At 63.7% G+C, this 22,609-nt stretch carries 22 protein-coding genes; 9 read left to right on the top strand and 13 right to left on the bottom strand.

All coding sequences use genetic code 11. The annotated features are described in order from the left end of the window. The 3 genes from FJ980_RS21785 to FJ980_RS21775 form a co-directional block, all read left to right on the top strand. Positions 1-655 (top strand): ATP-binding cassette domain-containing protein (locus FJ980_RS21785; protein WP_246676502.1); only part of this gene is annotated, 655 nt, incomplete at its 5' end. Beyond that, a complete protein-coding gene (locus FJ980_RS21780) occupies positions 652-1,428 on the top strand; it encodes an ATP-binding cassette domain-containing protein (RefSeq protein WP_140545829.1) in 777 nt (258 codons plus the stop codon). The genes FJ980_RS21785 and FJ980_RS21780, both read left to right, overlap by 4 nt. Positions 1,429-1,492: 64 nt before the next feature. After that, positions 1,493-1,999, top strand: coding sequence for an L-2-amino-thiazoline-4-carboxylic acid hydrolase (locus FJ980_RS21775; protein WP_140545828.1), 507 nt, complete (start codon positions 1,493-1,495; stop codon positions 1,997-1,999). A gap of 5 nt (positions 2,000-2,004) precedes the next feature. Here FJ980_RS21775 and FJ980_RS21770 read toward each other — a convergent pair whose 3' ends face one another. The 3 genes from FJ980_RS21770 to FJ980_RS21760 all read right to left on the bottom strand — a co-directional run bounded on the left by FJ980_RS21770 (position 2,005) and on the right by FJ980_RS21760 (position 5,579). After that, positions 2,005-2,793 (bottom strand): DeoR/GlpR family DNA-binding transcription regulator, encoded by a 789-nt coding sequence (locus FJ980_RS21770; protein WP_246676501.1) that lies wholly within the window; start codon positions 2,791-2,793, stop codon positions 2,005-2,007. A 114-nt stretch (positions 2,794-2,907) separates the two neighbouring features. Next, positions 2,908-4,206, bottom strand: coding sequence for an FAD-binding oxidoreductase (locus tag FJ980_RS21765; RefSeq protein WP_140545827.1), 1,299 nt, complete (start codon positions 4,204-4,206; stop codon positions 2,908-2,910). A gap of 2 nt (positions 4,207-4,208) precedes the next feature. Then, positions 4,209-5,579 carry a glutamine synthetase family protein gene (locus tag FJ980_RS21760; RefSeq protein WP_140545826.1) on the bottom strand — a complete coding sequence of 457 codons (1,371 nt, stop codon included), beginning with the start codon at positions 5,577-5,579 and terminating at the stop codon, positions 4,209-4,211. A gap of 490 nt (positions 5,580-6,069) precedes the next feature. Between FJ980_RS21760 and FJ980_RS21755 the strand changes: the two genes are divergently transcribed. Beyond that, on the top strand, positions 6,070-6,579 hold the full coding sequence (locus FJ980_RS21755; protein ID WP_140545825.1) for a GFA family protein: 510 nt from the start codon (positions 6,070-6,072) through the stop codon (positions 6,577-6,579). Here the strand turns inward: FJ980_RS21755 and FJ980_RS21750 are convergent. From FJ980_RS21750 to FJ980_RS21730, 5 genes are all read right to left on the bottom strand, one after another. Beyond that, entirely contained in the window at positions 6,530-7,291 is a 762-nt protein-coding gene (locus tag FJ980_RS21750; RefSeq protein WP_140545824.1) for a glucose 1-dehydrogenase, read from the bottom strand. The two genes, FJ980_RS21755 and FJ980_RS21750, sit on opposite strands and share 50 nt — an antisense overlap. 11 nt (positions 7,292-7,302) lie before the next feature. Then, positions 7,303-8,115, bottom strand: coding sequence for an ABC transporter permease (locus FJ980_RS21745; protein WP_140545823.1), 813 nt, complete (start codon positions 8,113-8,115; stop codon positions 7,303-7,305). Continuing rightward, complete coding sequence (locus tag FJ980_RS21740) at positions 8,115-8,978, bottom strand: ABC transporter permease (protein ID WP_140545822.1); 864 nt, start codon at positions 8,976-8,978, stop codon at positions 8,115-8,117. The genes FJ980_RS21745 and FJ980_RS21740 overlap by 1 nt, the downstream gene beginning before the upstream one ends. Positions 8,979-9,055: 77 nt before the next feature. Further along, positions 9,056-10,219: a spermidine/putrescine ABC transporter substrate-binding protein gene (locus FJ980_RS21735; RefSeq protein WP_140545821.1), complete on the bottom strand. Its 1,164-nt coding sequence runs from the start codon at positions 10,217-10,219 to the stop codon at positions 9,056-9,058. Further along, positions 10,200-11,336 carry an ABC transporter ATP-binding protein gene (locus FJ980_RS21730; protein WP_140545820.1) on the bottom strand — a complete coding sequence of 379 codons (1,137 nt, stop codon included), beginning with the start codon at positions 11,334-11,336 and terminating at the stop codon, positions 10,200-10,202. Before FJ980_RS21730 ends, FJ980_RS21735 begins: the two co-directional genes overlap by 20 nt. A 115-nt stretch (positions 11,337-11,451) precedes the next feature. Between FJ980_RS21730 and FJ980_RS21725 the strand changes: the two genes are divergently transcribed. The 3 genes from FJ980_RS21725 (at position 11,452) to FJ980_RS21715 (ending at position 14,681) form a co-directional block, all read left to right on the top strand. Further along, positions 11,452-12,264 (top strand): helix-turn-helix transcriptional regulator, encoded by an 813-nt coding sequence (locus tag FJ980_RS21725; RefSeq protein WP_140545819.1) that lies wholly within the window; start codon positions 11,452-11,454, stop codon positions 12,262-12,264. Positions 12,265-12,393: 129 nt separating this feature from the next. Continuing rightward, positions 12,394-13,092, top strand: coding sequence for a GntR family transcriptional regulator (locus FJ980_RS21720; RefSeq protein WP_140545818.1), 699 nt, complete (start codon positions 12,394-12,396; stop codon positions 13,090-13,092). 233 nt (positions 13,093-13,325) lie between these two features. After that, on the top strand, positions 13,326-14,681 hold the full coding sequence (locus FJ980_RS21715; protein WP_140545817.1) for a glutamine synthetase family protein: 1,356 nt from the start codon (positions 13,326-13,328) through the stop codon (positions 14,679-14,681). Between the two features lie 17 nt (positions 14,682-14,698). Here the strand turns inward: FJ980_RS21715 and FJ980_RS21710 are convergent, their stop codons facing one another. Then, positions 14,699-15,340, bottom strand: coding sequence for a ThuA domain-containing protein (locus FJ980_RS21710; protein WP_140545831.1), 642 nt, complete (start codon positions 15,338-15,340; stop codon positions 14,699-14,701). 315 nt (positions 15,341-15,655) lie between these two features. Here FJ980_RS21710 and FJ980_RS21705 point away from each other — a divergent pair, with 315 nt between their 5' ends. After that, positions 15,656-16,507 (top strand): NmrA family NAD(P)-binding protein, encoded by an 852-nt coding sequence (locus FJ980_RS21705; RefSeq protein WP_140545816.1) that lies wholly within the window; start codon positions 15,656-15,658, stop codon positions 16,505-16,507. A 227-nt stretch (positions 16,508-16,734) separates the two neighbouring features. Here the strand turns inward: FJ980_RS21705 and FJ980_RS21700 are convergent, their stop codons facing one another. From FJ980_RS21700 to FJ980_RS35465, 4 genes are all read right to left on the bottom strand, one after another. Further along, positions 16,735-17,244 carry an AAA family ATPase gene (locus FJ980_RS21700; protein WP_140545815.1) on the bottom strand — a complete coding sequence of 170 codons (510 nt, stop codon included), beginning with the start codon at positions 17,242-17,244 and terminating at the stop codon, positions 16,735-16,737. 198 nt (positions 17,245-17,442) lie between these two features. Beyond that, positions 17,443-19,206, bottom strand: coding sequence for a recombinase family protein (locus FJ980_RS21695; RefSeq protein ID WP_140545814.1), 1,764 nt, complete (start codon positions 19,204-19,206; stop codon positions 17,443-17,445). Further along, positions 19,203-19,475: a hypothetical protein gene (locus FJ980_RS21690; protein ID WP_181181284.1), complete on the bottom strand. Its 273-nt coding sequence runs from the start codon at positions 19,473-19,475 to the stop codon at positions 19,203-19,205. The genes FJ980_RS21695 and FJ980_RS21690 overlap by 4 nt, the downstream gene beginning before the upstream one ends. Positions 19,476-19,641: 166 nt before the next feature. Next, positions 19,642-20,259: a hypothetical protein gene (locus FJ980_RS35465; RefSeq protein WP_246676500.1), complete on the bottom strand. Its 618-nt coding sequence runs from the start codon at positions 20,257-20,259 to the stop codon at positions 19,642-19,644. Between the two features lie 1,115 nt (positions 20,260-21,374). Between FJ980_RS35465 and FJ980_RS21680 the strand changes: the two genes are divergently transcribed. Continuing rightward, positions 21,375-22,609: VCBS domain-containing protein (locus tag FJ980_RS21680; protein ID WP_210243759.1), on the top strand; the 1,235-nt coding region annotated here is incomplete at its 3' end.

Genomic DNA, 22,609 nt, shown 5'->3' with positions numbered 1-22,609 from the left:
AATCTCCCCCCTAGAGGGGGAGATGTCCGGCAGGACAGAGGGGGGCGCCGTAGAGCGCCAGCTTTCTCATCCTCGCGATACCATCCCCCGTCTCGGCCGCGACATCGGCTTCGTCTTCCAGGACCCCTCGTCCAGCCTCGATCCGGTCATGCCAATCGGCAAGCAGATCGCCGAAGTCGTCCACACCCATCTCGCCCTCAGCTGGCCTGACTCCTTCGCCCAAGCCAAGACCCTCCTCGACCGCGTCCGCCTTCCGGACCCGAACGCCATCCTACATGCCTACCCGCACCAGCTCTCTGGCGGCCAGAAGCAGCGCGTGGCCATCGCGGCGGCAATCGCGGCCGGGCCGAAGCTGCTCATCGCCGACGAAGCGACCAGCGCGCTCGACACCATCCTCCAGGCCGAGATTGTTTCCCTGATCCGCCGGTTGGTGGCCGAGGACGGCATGACGCTGCTTTTCATCAGCCACGATATCGCGCTTGCCGCCACGCTTGCCGACCGCATCGCAGTGCTGCGCCACGGCGAGCTGATCGAACTTGGCGAGACCGACCAGATCCTCAACGCGCCGCGCCATGCCTATACGCGCGCCCTGCTCGACGCTCATCTCGGCCTCGACACCGAGCCGTTGTTTCACCGGCAAGGCGCGTCGGCATGACCGTGCTTGCGGTCTCGAATCTGGCCAAACGCTACCGTCGCGGCGGCAAGCCCTTCGCGGCGGTCGACGACGTCTCCTTCGAAATCGGACCGGCGGAGACGCTGGCGCTCGCCGGCCCGTCCGGCAGCGGCAAATCGACGATCGCTAGGCTGGTGCTGCGGCTGACCGAGCCCGATGCCGGTCGCATCGATTTCGAAGGCACGGACTTCCTCGCGCTATCCGGCGCCGCTCTGCGCGCGCGGCGCGCCCGTCTGCAGATGGTGTTCCAGGATCCGCTCGCCGCCTTCAATCCACGCGCCACCGTGGCGCGCGTGCTTGACGATCCCCTGCGCATCCACAACATCGCCCCGCGAGCTGAGCGCCGACATCGGATCGCAGCACTGCTGGAGCGCGTCGGCCTCGATGCCGGTCTCGCGGCTCGTGCCATCCACGAGATTTCCGGCGGCCAGCGCCAGCGCGTGGCGATCGCCCGCGCCATCGCCACGCGGCCGTCGCTGATCGTGCTCGACGAGGCGGTGTCGGCGCTCGATGTTTCGGTGCGCGGCCAGATCCTCGAATTGCTGCTCGACCTGCAAAGGCAGGAACGGATCGCCTACCTGTTCATTTCGCATGATCTCGGCGTCATCCGTGCCGTGGCGCATCGCGTCGTCATCCTCGACGCCGGCCGGGTCGCCGAGAGCGGCGATGCCCGCGCCGTCATTGCCAACCCGCAATCGGCGATCGGCAAGGCGCTGGTCGAGGCGACGCCAAGATTGACCAGGAACCGACCATGATCCTCCAAAGTGGGACCCGGTTTGCGGGCAAGATCATGGTCGAACGACAAAATCAGGACACAGCATGACCGATCCCGAAGCAGCCAGAGCCGAAAAACTGTCGCGCGAGCTCGACTCCGCCTTCCGCAACCGGGCCGACCTCTATCGTCTCTTCCTCGACGAGCTGACCGCCGAGCTTGGCGCCGAGAAAGCCGAGGCGGTCATGATCCGCAGCATCGAGAAGCGCGGCCGGGAAGTCGCGGCTGCGGCGTTCGCCGGCTTCGGCCCCAATGATGCGCCGGCGATCGGCGAGGCCTTTCTGGCGGTCAGCCCGGATGGCGGGCGCATGTATCCGACCGATGTCGAGCGCGGGCCTGGCCACATCGCCTTCAAGGTGAAGCGCTGCCCGCTGAAGGATGCCTGGATCGAGGCCGGCGTCGGCGAGGAGAAGCTCGCCACGCTCTGCCGCATCGCCGGCGCCTTCGACCGCGGCCTGTTCGAGGCAACCGGCGTGCACTTCGACAATGTCACCTGGACACCTTGCCATGGCTCCGGCTGCTGCCATATCGCGCTGACAAACCGCGACGCTTAACCTATTCAGCTCTCGGCAAAGACGTGCAGCTCGCCGCCTGCCTCCTCGATCGCCGCGCTCATCTCGGCAGCCGGTTCGCGATCGGTGATGATATCGGAAATCTCGCTCAGCGCGCAGACGCGTTCGAGGCCGCTGCGGCCGAACTTGTCGTTGGTCACGACCAGCATGGTCGACAGCGACCGTGCCATCATCGCGCGCTTCACCGCCGCAGCGCCCGAGATCATGTCGCTCGGCCCTTCGGCGTTCAGCGCCGAGGCGCCGATGATGGCGACGTCGGCATTGTAGCGGCGCACGAACTCGACCGTGTCCTCGCCAAGCACGGCCGCCTCGCGGCTGTCATAGGTGCCGGGGCAAAGGATGACGCGGAAGCTGGAATTGGCGCCGGCCACCGAGGCGACGCCGACGGAGTTGGTGATGATCGTCAGGTCCCGGCCGTGTTGCGAAAGGCTGCGCGCGACCTCGTAGGTGGTCGATCCGCCGTCGATCATCACGATGCTGCCTTTCTCGATCAGTCCGGCCGCACCTCGTCCGACACGGGCCCGCTCCTCGACCATTGTGAGGCCGCGTTCGGCGATCACCGGTTCCGACGTCACCAGTGAAATGGTGGCGCCGCCATAGGTGCGGTTGATGAGCCCCGCATCGCCAAGCTCGATCAGGTCGCGGCGGATGGTCTCGCCGGCGACGCCGATGCGGCGCGCAAGCTTCGAGATGCGGATCGAGGCCGAGCGCCGAACCTCTGACAGGATCAGCTCATGGCGCTCTTTCTTCGTCAGCCGGCCCGGCTCGATGTTCATCGCTCTTCCTTGGTTGCGGCCGCGAGTTTGCGTCGTCTGCGGCAACGCCGACAGCGAGGGATCCCCGTCCCTGGCGCGGAGACATTAGCCACGCCGGGGACAGGAAAGCCAGCGTCAGTGTCTGAGCCGATCGCGCATCGCATACCACAACATGCCGAGCACATAGAGCGGGCCGCGCAGCGCCGTGCCGCCTGGGAACGGCAGCGGCGTCAGCGCCGAAAACAGGTCGAGCCGCGAGGCATCGCCCGTGATCGCTTCCGCCAGGAGCTTGCCCGACAGCGTCGACAGGATAACGCCCTTGCCGGAATAGCCATGAGCGAAATAGACCTCGCCGTAATTCCCGACATGCGGCAGGCGCGACGTGGTGATCGACACCAGCCCGCCCCAGGCATGGTCGATCCGGCAGCCCTTGAGCTGCGGAAAAGTCTTTTCCATATGCGGCCGCACGAAGCCGGCAATATCGGCCGGCGGCGACGGCGTGTAGCGCTCGCCGCCGCCGAACAGCAGGCGTCCGTCCGCCGACATGCGGTAATAGTTGACGACGAACAGCGTGTCCGAGACGGCCACATTGGCCGGGATGACATTGCGCTCGTCCAAGGGCTCGGTGGCGACAATGTAATTGCCGATCGGCATGATGCGGCTGTTGACGCGCGGCTCCAACCCTTTCAGCAGCGCATCGCCAGCCAACACCGCATGCCTGGCGCGAACCGAGCCCTTGTCGGTGGACACCCGGATTGAAGGTTCGCGCTCCAGCCGCACCGCGACCGAGTTCTCATGGATGACGACACCGGCGGCGGTAGCGGCGCGGGCAAGCCCCAGCGTGTAGTTGAGCGGATGCATGTGGCCGCCGAGCCGCTCGAACACCGCGCCCTGATACGGTGTGTCGACCATCTGCCGCGCCTCAGCCGCCGACAGGATCTCGACATCGGTGAAGTTCATCACCTTGGCGAGGCATTCGGCCTCTTCCTCGAAGTCGCGCATATCCGAAGCGCTGACCGCGCCGACCAGATGGCCGGTCTGGCGCAAGTCGCATTCGATGCCGTGGCGCTCGATGATGTCGAGCACCAGTCCGCGCGCCTCGAAGGCCAGATCGAACAGCGCCTTTGCCCGTTCCGGCCCAAAGCTTCTGACCAGTCCCCTGGCGCCCTTGCGCAGGCCGGGGATCATCTGGCCGCCATTGCGGCCCGAGGCGCCCCAGCCGATCTTGCCGCCTTCGAGCAGCACCACGTCAAGACCACGCTCGGCCGCATGCAGCGCCGCCGACAAACCCGTGCAGCCGCCGCCAACCACCACCAGATCGGCCTCGATATCGCCGGCAAGCGCCGGATGGTCGGGCGCCGGGTTGGCGGTGGCGACATAATAGGACTTGTCGATGTCGAGACCGGAATTGAAACCTGTCGAACGCGAAGCCATGGTCACACCTTGAGCAGCAGATGGTCGCGTTCCCAGGACGTCACGACGCTCTGGAACAGGTCAAGTTCCACGCTCTTCACGCGCAGATAGGTCTGGCAGAAATCCTCGCCGAGCAGCGCCCGCACGGGCTCGCAGGCGGCGAAACGATCAAGCGCTTCCTCCATCGTCTTCGGCAGTGTGCTCTTGCTCTTATAGGCGTTGCCGAAGGCCTCCTCCGAGCGCGCAAGCTTCTCCTCGATGCCGAGATAGCCGGCGATCAGCGAGCCGGCCATGGCAAGGTAGGGATTGGCGTCCGCCCCGGGCAGCCGGTTCTCGATGCGGCGCGCGGCGCGCCCGCCCAGCGGCACGCGCAGGCCGCAGGAACGGTTGTCGTGCGACCATTCGATATTGGCCGGCGCGCTGTGGCCGGGCCGGATGCGCCGGTAGGAATTCGCATGCGGCGCAAACAGCGGCATGATTTCAGGGATGTATTTCTGCAGGCCGCCGATGAAGTGCACGAACATCTCGCTGTCCTCGCCGTTGTCGCCGGCAAACAAAGGCTCGCCTTTCCTGTCGACGATCGACATGTGCAGATGCATCGCGCTGCCCGCCTGCGCCGCGATCGGCTTGGCCATGAAGGTGGCGTGCATGCCGTTGGCCTGCGCGATTTGCCGCGCCAGGCGCTTGAACAAAAGCACCTGGTCGGCAAGCGTCAGCGGATCGCCATGCAGCAGATTGATCTCAAGCTGCGCCGTGCCGGATTCATGGATCAGCGTCTCTACCGGTAGGCCGGTGATGGCGGCATGCTCATAGAGCTGCCGCGTCACCGCTTCGAACTCCTCCATCGCCTGCATGTCGTATGGATGCTGCACGCTTTCCGGCCGGCCGTTGCGTCCGATCGGCGCGCTCAAAGGCTGGTCAGGGTTTGGGTTGGGCGCCGTCAGGTAAAACTCGAGCTCCGGCGCCACCACCGCCCGCCAGCCGCGCCGCTCATAAAGGTCGAGCACGGCTTTCAGCACATGGCGCGGCGAGGCCATCCACGGCCGGTCGTCCATGTGGAACGTGTCGGCGAAAACGTAGGCTTTGCCGGCGCTGCCGGGCGCGAGGCACAGGCTCGAAACGTCCGGCACCATGCGCATGTCCGGATCCTGGTAGGCGAAGCCTTCGTCGATGGAGCCGGAATAGCGGCCGTCGATGGCGACCAGGAAGGCGCTGCTCGGCAGATAGAGCGCGCGGTCGTCGAGCGACTTCAGAAATTTGGCCACCGGCAGGGTCTTGCCGCGCAGCACGCCGTTGATGTCCGGCACGAAGCACTCGACCTCGTTGATCGCGTGCGTTTTCAGCCAGCTTTGCGTGTCCGCGCCGGGAAATGAGGTGTTCAGATTGTCAGGCATTGGTCATGTCCGTACGAAGGAGAGATCGCTTCGGCGGGCATGTCCGTTCCGGTAGGGCGTTATCTAAGCTGCGTTATCCGAGGACGGGCGCCCGCCTGTTGACCGGCCGAAGGCCGGGTCAGCGCGCCTTGCACTCCTTCGGTCCAGCCGTCGCGAACGACATGCGAGCCGACCTTGGTCTCCTCCGCGCGCTGCAGGTTCTCGTGGCGGCAGCAGCGCATGATCAGTGGCGCCCCACCAAAGCGCGCGCCGTTGCGGCCGCAACTGGAAACGGCCGGGTGGTGGAAAGCCTTTCTACCGCTAGCATGACAAGCCTTGTCGAGAACCTGGCATGGTTTGGCCGATCGTTGCCCGCAGCGCAAGCCCGCCCATGAAACCGCTGCACATTGTTGGCCCAAACGGACGGAGGGAACGGGTTCCTGCTTGTACTGTTCCCCCATATGCGCCGCAGGCCGACAGAACGATTTCCGAAGCAACCAGGAGCGATCAGATGGAAAGCAGGAGCGATACGGGCGCATGTTTTTGCGGAGCGATTGCCGCCAAGATGCAGGGCGATCCGTTCTGGATCTGCTTCGATCATGACGACGACTGCCGCCGCGCGATTGGCAGCCCGCTGACCATCTGGGTCGGTTACCGGCCAGACCAGTTCCGCTTCACGCGCGGGCAACCCCGGAGCTTCTCGAGGACGAAAGGTGTCGTTCGCACCTTCTGCGACAAATGCGGCACCTCGATCACGTATCGCGACGAAGGGCTGAGCGACGAACTCTATGTCACGATCGGCTTCTTCGATCATCCGGAGCGGTTCAAGCCGCATGCGCATGCCTATTGGCGCCTTCGGCTGCCTTGGCTGGAATTCGCCGACGACCTGCCGCGCATCGACACCTACTCGCGGCGCCGCGATCCGGCATTCGGAAATCCCAACGACCGGCAGGCGGTGTGCCACGGGCGCCTCAGCCGATGCTCTCGCCGCCATCGACCACCAGCGCCTGGCCGGTCATGAAGGACGAGCGATCGGAGACGAGGAACAGGATCGCCTCCGCGATCTCCTCCGGGCTCGCCCAGCGTCCCATCGGGATCTTGGCACGGACATAGTTTTCGATCGCGTCGCGCCCGCCCATCTGGGCGATGAACGGCGCGTTGAACGGCGTGTCGACCCAGCCGGGGCAGAGCGCGTTGATGCGCACATTGTGCTTGGCGTAATCGAGCGACATCTGCCGGGTCATCGCAACAACTGCGTGTTTGGAGGTGGCATAAGCGATCATCTCGCGGTCGTAGAACACGCCGGAATTGGACGCGGTGTTGAGGATGACACCGCCGCCTTGCGCGATCATTGCCGGCATGACGGTCTTGGCCGCCAGGAATTGCGCCCGCACGTTGATCCGCCAAGAGGCGTCCATCCCGTCGGTGCCCACTTCCGTCAGCGTGCCGCCGACCTGGATGCCGGCATGGCTGTGCAGGATGTCGATTCGGCCATGCCTGCCGAGCGTTCCCTCGATGAGGCCTTCGACGGCCGTATCGTCGCCGACATCGGTGGCGACCGCCTCGGCCCGGCCGCCAGCCCCGCGGATGTCGGAAGCGGTGGCTTCGCCGGCCGCCGGATCGCGGTCGGCAATGACCACATGCGCCCCTTCCCTGGCCATGATCATCGCGCCGGCGCGGCCGATGCCCGACCCGGCGCCCGTCACCACGGCGATACGGTCTTTGAGGATCATGGATTGGTCTCTCAAGGCGATGGCTTTCGCCGGCCGAGCTGCCATTGCGCGAGCAGCACGAGCAGGACCGACGCGCAGAGCACGATCGTGGCGATGGCATTGATTTCCGGTGTCACACCGCGCCGGATCGAGGCGAACACATAGATCGGCAGCGTCGTCTGAGCGCCGGCGACGAAGAAGGCGATGATGAAGTCGTCGAAGGAGAAGGTGAAGGCGAGCAGGAAGCCCGCGATCACCGCCGGCATGATCTGCGGCAGCACGATCGAACGGAACGTCGTCAGCGGCGTGGCGTAGAGATCGCTCGAGGCCTCGACCAGATTGCGGTCGAGGCTGCTCAGCCGCGTTCCGACGATCATCGTCACCAGCGCCATCGAGAACAGGCCGTGCGCGGCGATGATCGAGCCGTAGCCCAGCGAAAGCCGCGGCGGCTGGTCTGTCGGCCAGAGCGAAGCGAGGAACGGATTGACGACAGCGAAAAGCTGCACCAGCGCCACCAGCGTCGAGATGCCGATGACGACGCCTGGCACGACGATCGCCGCGCCCAGCAGCGCGTCGAACAGAGCCCGGGTCCGTACGCCGACGCGCTGCAGCCCGAGCGCCGCGGCGGTACCGCATAAGGCCGCGAGCAGCGCGCTCGTCGTGGCGATGAACAGGCTGTTCTTCAGCGCCTCGACCAGGAAGGGATTGGACAGCGCCTTGCCGTACCATTGCACGGAAAAGCCGGTGAACTCGCTGGCATGGTGGCCTGCGTTGAAGGAGAACAGCACCACCAGCGCGATCGGCAGATAGAGGAAGACAAAGACGGCGACGACGAAGGCGCGCATCAGATCAGGTCCACCCGGCGTGCGCCCGAGAGCCGGGTCGAGATGCGGTTGGCGACGATCAGCACCACCACCGAGACCAGCACAAGTGTGATGGCGATGGCCGATCCGAACGGCCAGTTGCGCGATTGCAGGAAGAGGTCGACCAGCGCGTTGCCGATGAAGAACACCTTGCCGCCGCCGAGCAGTGTCGGGATCAGATATTCGCCGAGCAGCAGGATCATCACCAGCGAGAAGCCGGTCATGACGCCGGGCAGCGACAGTCTCAACGTCACGCCGAGGAAGGTCGACAGCGGCGTAGCGCCGAGATCGGCGGAGGCCTCCAGCAGCCGCCGGTCAAGCCGCTCCAGGCTGACATAGATCGGCAGGATCATCAGCGGCAGGTAGCCGTAGACGATGCCCAGCAGCACCGCGCCCGGCGTGTTGATCAGCCTGAGGTCCTCGATGCCGACATAGGCGAGCAAAGCCGGAATGCCGCGCCCGCCAAGGATGTACATCCAGGCATAGGTGCGCATCAGAAGGCTGGTCCAGAACGGGATGACGATCAGCGCAAGCAGGATCAGCCGCCAGCGCTGCGGCGCGCGCAGCGCCAGATAATAGGCGACCGGATAGGCGACGAGCAGGCAGGCAAGCGCGCCGGCCGGCGCCAGCACCATCGTGTTCCAGAAGGCGGTCGCCCGCGCCGGCAGGTTGGCGTATTGCGCGAACGTGAGCGCGGCCTGGTAGCCGCCCTCCGGCGCCCGCTCGCCGACACTGAAGACGGCGATGGCGACGAAGGGCAACACCAGGAACACGACCAGCCACAGCGTCGCCGGGGCGAGCAGCAGCGCCGTCACGAGATTTTTACGAAAGAGGCTGCGGCGCATCGGGAAAGCCGGTTGGGAGCCGGCGGACTTTCGTCCGCCGGTCGCATTGTCTGGTTCTGGTTTGTTGCCGGTCCCGCTCAAGCCGACTTGAAGCGCGCCATCAGCTCGGCGCGGCCCGGATCGGTCAGTGTCGCGGCGGCGCCGAATTCGAGCGGTTTCAACAGGTCGGCCGCCGGATAGAGAATCGGGTTGTCGAGCACTTCCTTGGGCAGCAGCGCGTTGACGCGCGCGTCGGTCGAGGGCGCGCCATTGGCCAGATGCTCCTTCACCGCCACCTCCGGGTTCATCAGGTAGTTGAGCAGCGCATAGCCGGCCGGCTTGTTCGGAGCGTCCTTCGGGATGGCGTAGAAGTCGGTCCAGATCTCGCCGCCCTCCTTGCCCAGCACATAGGCGATCTCGGGAATATCGCGATGCAGCTGCGCCCCGTCATTGGTCCAGCACATCGTCATCCAGGCATCGCCGGCGCGCATTCCCGGCTGGTAGTCGCTCGACACCGCGAACAGATGCGGCTTGACCTTGAGCAGCAATTCCTCGGCCTTGGCGAGTTCGTCCTGCTTCAGCGAGTTGAACGAATAGCCGTAATATTTCAGCGCATTGCCGATGGTGGTGAGCTGATAGTCATGCACCATGGCGCGGCCGTCGCCTTCCCCCATGGCCGTGTCCCAGAATTCCTTCCAGCTCGACATCGGCTTGGCGAGCTTCTTGGTGTTGACCGCAAAACCGGTCGTGCCCCAGTTCTTCGGGACCGCGTAGATCGTCCCGTCGATCGTGCCTTCCGCGGTGAAGCGCGCATCTTCCGACTTGCCGTCGAAATTGCCGAGCTTGGCCATGTCGAGCGCCTCGATAATGCCGAGCTTCTTGTAGGTCGAGATGGTGTAGTTGGTGGGCACGAACAGGCTCCAGCCCGAGCCGCCGGCCTGCAGCTTGGCCAGCATCTCCTCGTTCGAGCCGAAGACATTGACCTCGACGGCGACGCCGGTCTCCGCCTTGAAGTTCTCGAAGGTCTGCGGGTCGTGGTAGTTCGGCCAGGTGGCGATCGACATGCGGTCGCCGAGGTTCTCGGCGGCGAAGGCGGGTGTCGGCATGATGCCGAGCTCACGCGCCATCACGGCGGTGGCGACACCGAGCCCGGTGAGGCCAAGGAAGTCGCGCCGGCTGATCGAGCCGCGCTTCAGGCGCATCAATTGGTCGACGAATTTATCGGGGCTTATCGGCAGTCCGTCACGATAGGATTTCGGCATGTTGGTCTTCCCTCTGGTTTGTCCCGTTATTGTTGGCGTGCGGAAACGCCAGCGGCGCTCCGGCGGCAAAGCCGATGGCGACGGGTTCGCCCGGCTTGAACAGATTGCCCTGGCCGATCACGTGATCGGCCTTGGCGAGCAGCGATCCGATGCCCTGGACTTCGATGGCGTATTCGGCTGTCGAGCCCAGGAAGATCCGATTGCGCACGATGCCTTTCAAGGCACCGCCCCCAGGCGCCGAAAGGCTGAGCGATTCCGGCCGCAAGCTGACGGAGACGGCTTCGCCGCGGCTGAGCGGCACCCGCTTGCGCGCCGAAATCACCGTGCCGCCGGCGAGCGCGACATCGACGAGGTCACCCGAGACCCCGGCCACCTTGCCGCTGAGAAGATTGGTCTTGCCGACGAAGTCGGCCACGAACAGGTCGGCCGGCTCGTCATAGATCTCGCTCGGCTGCCCGAGCTGGACGACGCGGCCGCCATTCATGACGCAGACGAAGTCGCTCATCGACAGCGCCTCCTCCTGATCGTGGGTGACCAGCACGAAGGTGATGCCGATCTCGCGCTGCAGGTTCTGCAGCTCGATCTGCATGTCGGTGCGCAGCTTCTTGTCGAGCGCCGCCAGCGGCTCGTCGAGCAGCAGCACCGCCGGCTTGTTGACCAGCGCGCGGGCGAGCGCCACGCGCTGCTGCTGGCCGCCGGACAGCTCGTGGATCTTGCGGCGCCCGTAGCCGGCGAGCTGCACCATCGAAAGCGCCTCGTCTGCCCTTAAGGCGATCTCGCGCGACGACAGGCGCGGCCTTGCCTGGCGCAGCCCGTAGGAGATGTTCTCCTCGACATCGAGATGCGGGAACAACGCGTATTGCTGGAACACCATGTTGACCGGCCGCCGGTAGGGCGGCGTGCCGGCCATGTCGCGGCCGCGGATCAGCACCTGGCCCTCGCTCGGCTGCTCGAAGCCGCCGATCATGCGCAGGCAGGTCGTCTTGCCGCAGCCGGAGGGGCCGAGCAACGCGACGAAGGCGGAAGGCGGGATGGCAAGGTCGATACCGCTCACCGCCGTGATGGCGCCGTAGCGCTTGGTGACCGCGCGAAATTCGATATCGGGCACTGCAGTCAAGCCAAGGCTCCAGCGACAGCGTGAGGCAATTCCTTGACGCTAGCAGAGGCGATGCACCTGGTATATACCTCGCAGGTGGTATATTTAGCCGATTTTATCGATTAGAGGGGTATGGATGGCCACCTCCCGCAGTGACGACTACAACGCCTTGGCCGCCGTGATCGCCGCGTCGCGCGAGACCGGCGGCGATCATTTCGGCAAGGCGATCGTCGGCTGGCTCAGCGGACATGTCCGTTTCGATCACTGCGTGATCTTCGGCTATCGCGGTGCCGCACGGCCGCCGCTCCTGTTCGAGACCTTCTCGCCGGCGGAGAGCCACATCTTCGTCGCGCTCTACCAGGAGGGGCCCTACCTGCTCGACCCGTTCCACCACGCCGCGGTCGAGCGCAAGGAGGGTTTCTGGCGAATGCGCGAGCTGGCGCCGGACCGCTTCTATGCCAGCGAATACTACCGCTCCTATTACAGCCAGACCAAACTTGCCGAGGAGGTCGGCTTCTTCGTGCCGCTGGCCGGCAAGGACGCGCTGGTGCTGTCGCTGATGCGGCTGCGCGCCACCGGGCCGTTCGGAACGGCGGATGCCAGGCTGCTGCGCGACATGGCGCCGGCGGTGATCGGTTTCTGCAGGCAGCACTGGCCGTCTCTACCTGCAGATGAGGTTGCGGCCCAACCCTCAGGCGATACCATCGCGATGACCAACGAGCTCGACCGCGCGCATATCTGGAAGAGCCTGTCCTTGACCTCGCGCGAAAAGCAGGTCGTCGACCTGGTGCTGCAGGGCCATTCCACGGAATCGATCGCCAGGGCGCTGCGCATCGTCCCGGGGACCGTCAAGGTCCACCGCCGCAACATCTACCGCAAGCTCAAGATCAAGTCGCAGGCGGGTCTCTTCGCGCGCTTCGTCGAGATCATCGACGCGCGGATCGGATAGCAACCCCGGCCGCCCTTGCGGCGGTTCGCCTTGAGCGTCTATCGTGCGGCCGAAACGACCGGACTGCTATCCCGGCGGCGGATCAGGTGACGAGACAGATTTCAGGACGAGTGAAGCAGCGCATCGCCAATGGCCGACAAATCGCAATTCGGACTGACCGCTGTCGATACCGTTCCGCTGCATGAGAAAGTCTATCTGGAGCTTGTGCGGGCGCTGATGTCGGGCCAGCTCCAGCCCGGCCAGAAGCTGACCTCGCGCAAGCTCGCCAAGGAGCTCGGCACCAGCGACATGCCGGTGCGCAGCGCCTTCATGCGGCTGCAGGCGCTGAGAGCGCTGAGCCCGATGCCGAACGGCAGCGTCGAGGTGCCGCTGATTTCCGCCGACCGCTTCCAGCAACTGACCGCCGTGCGCACGATCCTGGAAGGTACGGCCACCGAGCTTGCGACAAAACTCATCAACGGCAACAATCTGCGCGCGATCCGGCGCCACTGCGCCGAACTTACCGAAGCCGCCCGCGGCGGCGGGATCGAAAACTATCTGCGCAAGAACTATGACTTCAAGTTCTCGATCTACCGCCATTGCGGCAACGAGCAGATGATCTTTCTGATCGAGACGGTATGGATGCAGGTCGGCCCATTCCTGCGAAATCTGCACATCGGTTTCGAGGATGACCTGGCAGGCATTCTCGGCATCGACTATCACGAGGAGGTCGTGGCGGCGATCGAGGCTCATGACGGCGAAAGGGCGCGGGCCGCGATCGTGCGCGATATCGCCGAGGGCGCGGCCCACATCCTCGGCCAGGTGAAATTTCCGGAACTGCGCCACTGACAGGCAAGCGGGCCTCCGAATCCGGCTTGGCTTTCGCCGACCGGGCCGCTATGTTGCGATCGCAGATCGCACAATATGGACCTGAAATGCCTCCCGATATCCCGGCTAGTGACTTGAAAAAATGAAGGAAAATCGCTCGGCATCAGCCGCGTTGGCCTTCACGAACTCACAAGCCGAAAATTGGATATCGTAGCCGACAGGGCTACAGCACCCAGAAAAACAGGGGCTGGAAATTGAGCGATGCGATTGCGGACGTTTTGAAGTGGCTGGACAGCAGGAAGGACATCCAGAGCCTGCGGGCGGCGGTGTGCGACCTGAACGGAATCATGCGCGGCAAGCGCATTCCGGTCGAGCAGGCGCGCAAGGCGCTCGAAGGCAAGCTGCGCATGCCCTACTCGGCCATCGGGCTCGACATATGGGGCGAGGACATCGAAGGCAACGCCCAGGTGTTCTCGACCGGCGACGCCGACGGGCTTTGCCATTGGACGGGGCGCGGCATATTGCCGGTCAATTGGACGGCACACCCGACGGCGCTGTTGCCGGTCTGGCTGGCGGACGACAGCGGCGCCCCCTATCTTGGCGATCCGCGCCGCGCGCTGGCCCGCATCCTCGACCGCTATGCCGCGCTAGGATTGACGCCCGTCACCGCGACCGAGCTCGAATTCTACCTTGTCGACCCGACGTCGCAGCGGCCTGTCGGACCGGTCTCGCCGGTAACCGGGCGGCGTCTTGATTCCGACGCGGCGCTTTCGATCGACGAGGTCGACGACTTCGAAGCCTTCATCCACGATATCTACGAAGCCTGCCGCATGCAGGACATTCCGGTCGACACCGCGATCGCCGAGAACGGCGTCGGCCAGTTCGAGATCAACCTCAACCATGTGCCCGACGCCCTGCGCGCCGCGGACGACGCCGTGCTCTTCAAGCGCACCGTCAAGGGCATCGCCCGCAAGCATGGCTTCGCCGCCTGTTTTATGGCCAAGCCCTATGGCGAACGCGCCGGCAATGGTTTCCATGTTCATTTCAGCGTCCTCGACAGGCAAGGCCGCAACATCTTCGACGACGGCTCGGACCAGGGCTCCGACGCCATGCGCCATGCGGTTGGCGGCCTGCTTGCCGCGATGGCCCAGAGCACACTGGTATTCGCGCCGCATTTCAACTCCTACCGCCGGCTGCGGCCGCGATCCTATGCGCCGACCGCCGTTGCCTGGGGTTATGAAAACCGCATGGTGGCGATTCGCATTCCGGGCGGACCGTCGGCGGCGCGCCGCATCGAGCATCGCGTCTCCGGCGCCGACGCCAATCCCTACCTGGTGCTTGCGGCGATTCTCGGCGCGGCCTTGATCGGCATCGAGCGTCAGCTCTCGCCCGGCGAGCCGACCGGCGGCGAAGGCCAGGGGCTGACGCTCGCCAAGCTGCCGCCGGATTGGGCCTCGGCGATCGCTGCCTTCGAGGCGGGCCTGCGTGTCGCCGAGATCTTCCCGGACGTGCTGCGCGACGCCTTCGTCGCCTGCAAGCGCCAGGAGCTGAACACTTTCGCGCTCAACGTCAGCGACTTCGAGATCGAGACCTATCTGGAAAGCGTTTAGCCGGTTGCACCAGCCACTCAGCGTGCCGCCCAGACCAGCCCGCGGCGCAAGATGGTGCGCATCTGCGGCACCTCGAACTCCGAGGCCACATGGCCCAGCGAGGAATAAAACACGCGCCCCTTGCCGTGCCGGCGCTTCCACACCACCGGCATGACGACGCCGTCGATCCACGGCGCGTGGTCGCCGGAAAACGTTGTGGTCGCCAGCACCTCGTTCGACGGATCGACATGCATGTAATACTGCTCGGAGCGGTAGGGGAAATCCTCGATGCCTTGCATGATCGGGTCGCCGCGCCGCGCCACATTTACGTGATAGTCGATAATGTTGCCGGGATGCGCGACCCATTGGCCGCCGCACATGAACTGATAATTCGTTGATTCGCGAAAAGCGTCGCCCATGCCGCCATGATAACCGCCGAGGCCGACGCCGTTTTCGACCGCCTCGGTCAGGTTCGCCTCTTCGGCCTTGGTGAGCTTGGACATGGTATAGATCGGCACGATCAGGCTGAGATCGGCGATCGCCGGATCGGCAAACGCCGCCGTCGTGTTTTCGACACGCACGGCAAAGCCTTCTTCCTCGAGCATCGCCTTGACGACACGGGCGCCGGCCTCGGGCTCATGCCCCTCCCAGCCGCCCCATACGATCAGCGCATGCCGCATCTTTGTCTCCGTCAGTTTGGTTGCGTTCATTCGAGATCGCCAAGGGCGAATGCTTGCCGGAATTTCGGACGTTAATGCACGTCAGCAAAGAGCCGAGGCGAGCCTACCTACAATGGGTTTCGCGACGACGAAACACGAGAACCTCCGAACGCGGCGCGCCTTCGCGCAAATTCGTCTTACGCGGCCTGTTGAAGCGTTACCCGAAAAATATGCCGGCGGGGAGGTGACATCCCGGTCGCGGGAACCAGATTGGGTTGAGGGCCCCTGGTGCCCGAACAGATCCGTGATCGTCACGAAACGCGCAGGAACATGATCATGATGATTCTCGCCTTCGGTGCAGCGGGAAATTTTGCGGGCAGCGTCATTCCGGCCCTTGCCGCGCGGGGTGCGCGCGTCCGTGCCTTCATCCGCAAGCCCGAGCAGGCTGAACTGGTACGCGGTCACGGCGCAACCGAGGTTGCCATCGGCGATCTGCGCGATCGTGCAGCTTTGGATGCGGCGCTCAAGGATATGAGCGCCGTCTTCTATATCGCCCCAGCCTTCATTCCCGCCGAGGCTGATGTGGGAAAGAAAGTCGTGGAGGCCGCTATCGACGCCGGTGTGCGCCGGTTCGTGTTCTCGGCCGTGATCCATCCGGTGCTTTCGGACCTCGTCAATCATGTGGCCAAAGCGCCGGTCGAGGAGGCGGTTCTCAACTCCGGCCTGGAATATACGTTCCTCCATCCGGCGCGCTACTTCCAGAACTACGCGGCATTCTGGCCCAAAGTCGTGAAGGAGGGCGTGCTTGTGGAGCCCTGGTCGTCGGGGACACGCTTTTCGCTGGTCGACTATCGCGATGTCGCCGAGGTCGCCGCGATAGCCCTGACCGAAGAGCGGCTGCTTTTTGGAACGTTCGAGCTCTGCGCACCTGTGCAACCTAACCGCCTCGACGTCGCTGCGCTGATGAGCGATGTGCTGGGCCATGAAATTAGGGAGCGCCGCGATCCCAATGTGCTCGGCGATGTTCCTCCGGGCTTGAGGGCGATGTTCGATCACTACGATCGCCACGGCCTGCTCGGCAACCCATTGACGCTACGTGCGATCTTGGGCCGGGAGCCGCGGTCGCTGCGTGCATATTTGGAGGAATTGGCGCAATCCGATCCAGCCCGATCCGGCGAGCAAGGATGAACAGCCGGCCCCCATGCCACCACCAGCCGAAATTTCCCTGAATTCCAGCTGAAGCCGAGGTCGATCCGGCCAGCGGTCCCGCACGACTCAGGTCTTTGCGCGTCCGGCTTGCCGATCTGCAAGCTGCCGGTCGCTACAAAGTCTCAGCGCCGCCGGTGAGCCGTTCAGGCGGCGTCTTCCCGCAATATTCGAGTGCTTCCCATCCCATTCACGATGCGTTCAGGACTTCAGGCGAGTTGAGCGAGGATATTGTCGACGACGCTTGGGACCGTACCCGCCGTGTCGATATCGATGCCAACGGGAAGATATTCCCGGGTATGATGGTAGCGCAGTACCAGCCGCCGCTCGGCCGGATCGAAACCTGGCTCATTCGGTCGCCCATCTAATCGTCGGTTCAACGTCTCAACGTCTACGTCGAGCACAAAGACCTTGTCGAATAAGTCCTGGAATTTATGGAAATTGCGCGAGCCGCCACAGAAGAAAGTGGCAGGATGGCTAGTGTCGGAAGCAATGGCCCGGACCTTGTCGACGGGCCAAATCCAGTGCGCGTATTCCCAAACGATGCGATCCGCGCCTTCGGGTGGTCCTGGCAGTGCCTTGCCTGTTTCGGGGTCGCCGACATAGGCCAAGACCCGGTCACCATGGATGACATGGTAACCCCGCCGCTCCAGTTCGGTAGCGACAGACGTCTTTCCAGTGCCGGAACCGCCTTCGATCAGGTAGTTCTTGATCCCCATAGGCGCCGTTTATCATGTCATTCAATTCGAGAGAACTCTGCCTGAGGACGCTCAACCGACCGCTTCACCTGATCAGGGCAGCAATCGGTTTTTCGGATTAGCGGCGAATCTGACTGATACGCGCCACCATGCCGACCGTAGAGCCCGCGGTGGCGGGAGAAACTTCCATTGCTCGTCCATGGAAAAGGCGATCATAGATTAAGACGGATACGACAACGGGGAGCGGAACATCGGTTCGCCTGGGTCGCTTGCCGATCGGATTGCGAGGAGCAGCGCACAAACGCAAACGGCCCGCGTGGATGCGGGCCGTTTTTGGATTTGGTTGCGGGGACCCGCAACCCCTTTGGTCATAACATCGTCAGCCTTTGGATTTTGGTCGGGTCTGGCGAGTTTGAGGATGCCGAACAGCTCGCCGTGTAGCTGAGCATGCACCTCGCCGCGCTTGTCGCCGGGCATGAGCACGATCTCTCCGATCAACGAGCGCAGCGCCTCGGCGGCTTGGCGTCCGTCCTCGTGGTCGGCGAGCGCTTGCGTGAACTGCTCGACCCGCTTGCGGTAGAAAGTGGCGATGTTGGGATGTAGGTCCGGCACGCCAGTGGGCGCCACCGCCAGACGCACGGTGATCTCCGCCTTCTGCCTCTCCAGGTCTTCCATTCTCGCTTTCATCGAAGGTTGGTACAGGCCGTCCTCGATCGCGGCCATGATGCCGGCAATGGCCCGCTCGATCTTGTCGAGCGCCTTGCGGTCCTGTTCGCCTTGCGCGCGATGCTCCTGATTGAGGCGGTTGGTCTCCTGGGCATAGGCTCTGATCGCTTCGGCCACGGCATCGGCCGAGACGAGCCTTTCTTTCAGGCCTGCGAGGACCCGCTGCTCGATCTTCTCGCGGGTGATGGTGCGGCCATTGTCGCAAATGCCACGGCGCTGGTGGTTGAGACAGGCATAACGGTCCCGTGTAAACAGGCCGTAGCGCCCGCCGCAGCAGCCACAGGTGAGCAACCCGGAAAGAAGGGAGACCGGCCGCTTCATGGTGTGCAGCTTTCTCGCTCGGGCCTTGCGCGTGGCGATAGCCACCGCCTCGAACTGGCTGGCGATGGATTTCTGTCTCTCCTTCACCGCCTGCCACAATTCGTTGTCGACGATACTGAGATGCGGCACCTCAGTGCGGATCCATTTCGCTGCTGGATTGGCCCGTGAGACGCGCTTGCCGGTGGCGGGATCCTTGACGAAGTGGAGGCGGTTCCAAACCAGTACACCGGTATAGAGCTCGTTGTTGATGACGCCGGTGCCCCGGATGACATGCCCGCGTACGCTGGTGTCGCCCCAGTGTCGGCCGAGCGGGCCGGGAATACCCTCCTTGTTAAGATCGACGGCGATCGCCTTGGGGCTTTTGCCGGCGGCGAATTCGCGGAAGATGCGGCGAATAATGATCGCTTCCTCCGGCACGATCGCGCGGTCCCCCCGGACGGGCTCGCCTTCGGAATCGAGTTTCTTCACCACCCGGTAGCCGTAGCACAGCCCGCCTCCGGCCTTACCCTTCTCCACCCTTCCCCGCAGACCTCGATGTGTCTTGAGGGCAAGGTCCTTCAGGAACAGCGCATTCATCGTGCCCTTGAGGCCGACATGCAGCTCGCTAATCTCGCCTTCGGCCAGAGTGACGATGGCAACGCCGGCGAATTTGAGATGTTTGAAGAGGGTGGCGACATCTGCCTGGTCGCGACTGATGCGGTCGAGCGCCTCGGCCAGCACCACCTCGAAGCGGCCGCGCTGGGCATCGCGTACCAGATGCTGGATGCCCGGCCGCAGCACAGTGCTGGCGCCGGAGATCGCCGCATCCTCATAAGATCCAGTGACGCTCCAACTCTCACGCGCTGCCTGCTCGCGGCACAGCCTCAACTGGTCCTCGATGGAGGCATCCCGCTGGCTGTCGGAAGAATAGCGGGCATAGAGTGCGACACGGGTCATGCCGGCGGATCCTCTCTCCTGTTCCCAAGGGGCTTATCATCTTGCCCCCTAGCCTCTCCCTCTCGGCGGCCCGACCGATTGTCGTTGGCCGCCAGGCCAGCCTCGAACGCCTCCCGCGCCAGCTGCCGGCCGATCAGCCGGGCGATATCCACCACCACCCGATCCAACTTGGCCGCAATGTCTTCAGGGCGACCCTCGGGGCTGGTGAGGTTGCCGTTGTCGTTCGCCGGAAGCAAACCCTGCGGTCCAGTCCTGGTTTCCTCAGCCATCGCGGTCGCTCCCAAATGGTGGATCGAACGTTTATCGAAGGGCCGCCGGACGGCGAGGAAAGCGCAAAGTTCATGTCGTAGGGCCACAGCGTGCAATGACTTGCGCCGTGCGGTTTCGTCTGAATTCGAGGTCGGGCTGCAGGCAACAAGGGGTGAGGTGGGCGTGTTAGAAGACGGTTACATCGCCACGGTGCTCCGCCGCGCCTTCTTCTTCCAGCGCGGCGACCAGCTTGACTGCGGATTCCCAATGCTTGGCAACATCGCTCCGCGTCCTTTCCCGGCTTCGGCGACCATCCGGCAAACTTCCAGCGATCGATTTTAAGTCACGCAGCACGGAAGAAATGTGCGGCCACGGGAAGTCGGTAGGGTCACCGATATCCCGGTCGGCACCGACGATCATTTCTAATTTGGCGATGATGCCGGCGAGCGACGTTGCCGCGACTTCGGGGACCAAATCTTGAAATTTCAGAGCTTCAGTCATCGCAAAGACCTCGGCCTCCCGCGCAACCGCATACTCCCGTCGACCGCCGAGAGTACGCGCCGTTTTGTCGTGAACTCGCGTTAGTGAATCTGCCGTCAATCCCTGAATTCGGGGATCGACCATGATTTGGCTCTCCAGCCGCTGCTGCACACGGCATAAAACCAATGAGGCATATCGAGCTCCTTGCCATTCACTCCATAGTCTCAAAGCGGAATCTATGGCTTGGAGGGCCGGACTGACAGGTTCATGGCGCTGGCGGCCGATGACGAAAGGCAAAGTCGTGGTATTGTCGGAATCAGCCATGATCCGAGCTCCAAACAGCTTGGGTTGTGGTCAGGCCGAGCGACGTGTTCGAGCACGTTGTTCGGCCGCAAAGCGCAAACCACAATACGTACATACCGTACATTACGGACATACTCATTGTCAAACCCGCCCGACGCCATTGATAACAAAACTGAGCGCTTCGAACTGCGGCTCACGAGTGACTTGCTTGCCCGCGTTGACGAATGGCGCCGAAATCAGCCCGATCTTCCCACCAGATCGGAGGCTTTCCGCCGACTTGTCGAGGCTGGTCTAGGGTCTAAGACAACCGGCAAGCCGGAAACAGGCGGCACGTGACTCAAAGGAATTGGCAGAGCGCTCCGGTTTGATCGCCCGCTGCAAAGGTGCCATCGAACGCGTCGGGTATCGGCAAGTGTTCTTGGGCGCATCGCCGGCGCGTCAGAATGGAGCCGGAAGCACTCATTCGCAAAACGGAAAAGTAGTCAGTCCGAATAGATCCGGGCGTAGCCGCTTGCGAGTGCGCCGTAACAGCGCCGTAGCCACCGAGCGGCGGGTTGTGGCTCCGGTCGGAAAGCGACCGCGCCCCTGACGCCTGCCAATGGCCTGATTGCTAAGTGAGAGCGGAGCATGCCCAGGGCAGGACTGCAGCAAAAGTCCAGGTGTCCTCATGTGGCTACGCAACCACTCTATGAGCGCCCATTACGAATTGTAGCGCACCACATCCGACGCCTTGTCCAGTTTAGTACGCATCTCGTACAAGTACGTCTCCGGTAATTAACCTTTCGTCGAATTCGACATTGACGCGCGCCGCGGTAGAGTTAATAATGTCCTAATATAAAGGGGTAGCGCTAATTAACTCCCAATCGGCAACAAGAGCTACGGCGCTACTGGGTAGGGGAAACGCAACGCGGCGATCATCGCCGGTTTAGCCATTGCTATCGAGCTGCGGCCTGTCAGTGAACCGCCATTTTTTGGCTGACTTCACGACTGGATCGTCGGATTGCGTCTTGTTGCATGGCTCTCTGATCATTTCCTCTCCCGTTAGATTGGGCGCCGATCCATTCGGCATGGGGTAGTCAGCCGTCTGGGACGGCCAAAATGCGGACGCCGAAGCCTCTGTCCGCAAGGGGGTAGAAATGGCCACGACGCAAATCTCCGGTGCCGGCGGGACCACGGTTTCGTTTTCCAACACGCCGCAAGCCCAGGGTGATGTCTTCTACTTCTCTGAAGATTCAACTGGCGTTCTGATCCTGAACGTATTGTCGAATGATTTGGGAGGGGCGGCGAAGCAGCTCTACTCCATCGACAACGCAGACAGTGCGACGACGTCAACAAAGACATATGCGCCGGCGGACCTGCTTATTCGTGACACCGCATATTCAACTGATACTGCTGTGCCTGTTGCGACCGCAGACACGAGCTATCTGGGTGCACGGATCTGGATTAGCACGGATGGCACAATTCACTACGACAAGACCAGTATTGACTCGAAAATTCAAGCACTTGGTGCGGGACAAGTCCTTACCGACAAGCTGACCTACGCCATTCAGCTTGGCAACGGCACGCTGAGCTGGGCTACCGCTACTATTCAATTCACCGGCACCAATGATGCGCCGGTGATCAGCGCGCACACCGACGGCGCCGTCACCGAGGACAACGGAGTGCAAGGCAGCGGCGGTGAGGCTGGCACGGAGCACGCCTCGGGTTCCATCAGCTTTGCCGATGTCGATCTGACCGACACCCACACGGTATCGGCGGTGGCGCAGGCCAGCGGCTATGTTGGCACCTTCAGCCCAACGATCGCCACCGATTCCACCGGCGGCGTCACCGGCACGGTCGGCTGGAGCTTCTCGGTCGACGACAGCGCCATCGACCATCTCGGCGCCGGCGAGAGCCTGGTGCAGAAGTACGATGTCACCATTTCCGACGGCCATGGCGGAACAGTGACCCAGACCGTGACCGTGACCGTCCACGGCACCAATGATGCGCCGGTGATCACCTCGGCTGCGCAGTCGGGCACCGTCTCGGAGGGTGACGGCCTTCCGCCTTCGTCCATGAGCGCGACCGGCCAGGTGACGTTCACCGACGTCGACACCACCGACAGCCACACATTTTCCGTGAGCGTTGCGGCCGCGCATGGCACGGCCAGTGTCGATCCCAACGGCACCTGGCACTATACAGTGAGCGACAGCGGCGCGGTCGATGCGCTGGCCGCCGGCGAGCATCTTTCCGATAGCTTCACGGTGCAGGTCGATGACGGCCATGGCGGCCTCGCCGCCCAGGTGGTGACGATCACCATCAACGGCGCCAACGACGCGGCGGTGATCTCCGGCACCTCGAGCGGCACGGTCGTTGAGGCCGGCGGCGTGGC

This window comes from Mesorhizobium sp. B1-1-5, assembly GCF_006443065.1.
In the GTDB taxonomy this organism is placed as follows: domain Bacteria; phylum Pseudomonadota; class Alphaproteobacteria; order Rhizobiales; family Rhizobiaceae; genus Mesorhizobium.
The sequence above is the reverse complement of the archived record's forward strand: the minus strand, read 5'-3'. Positions and strand labels throughout refer to the sequence as shown.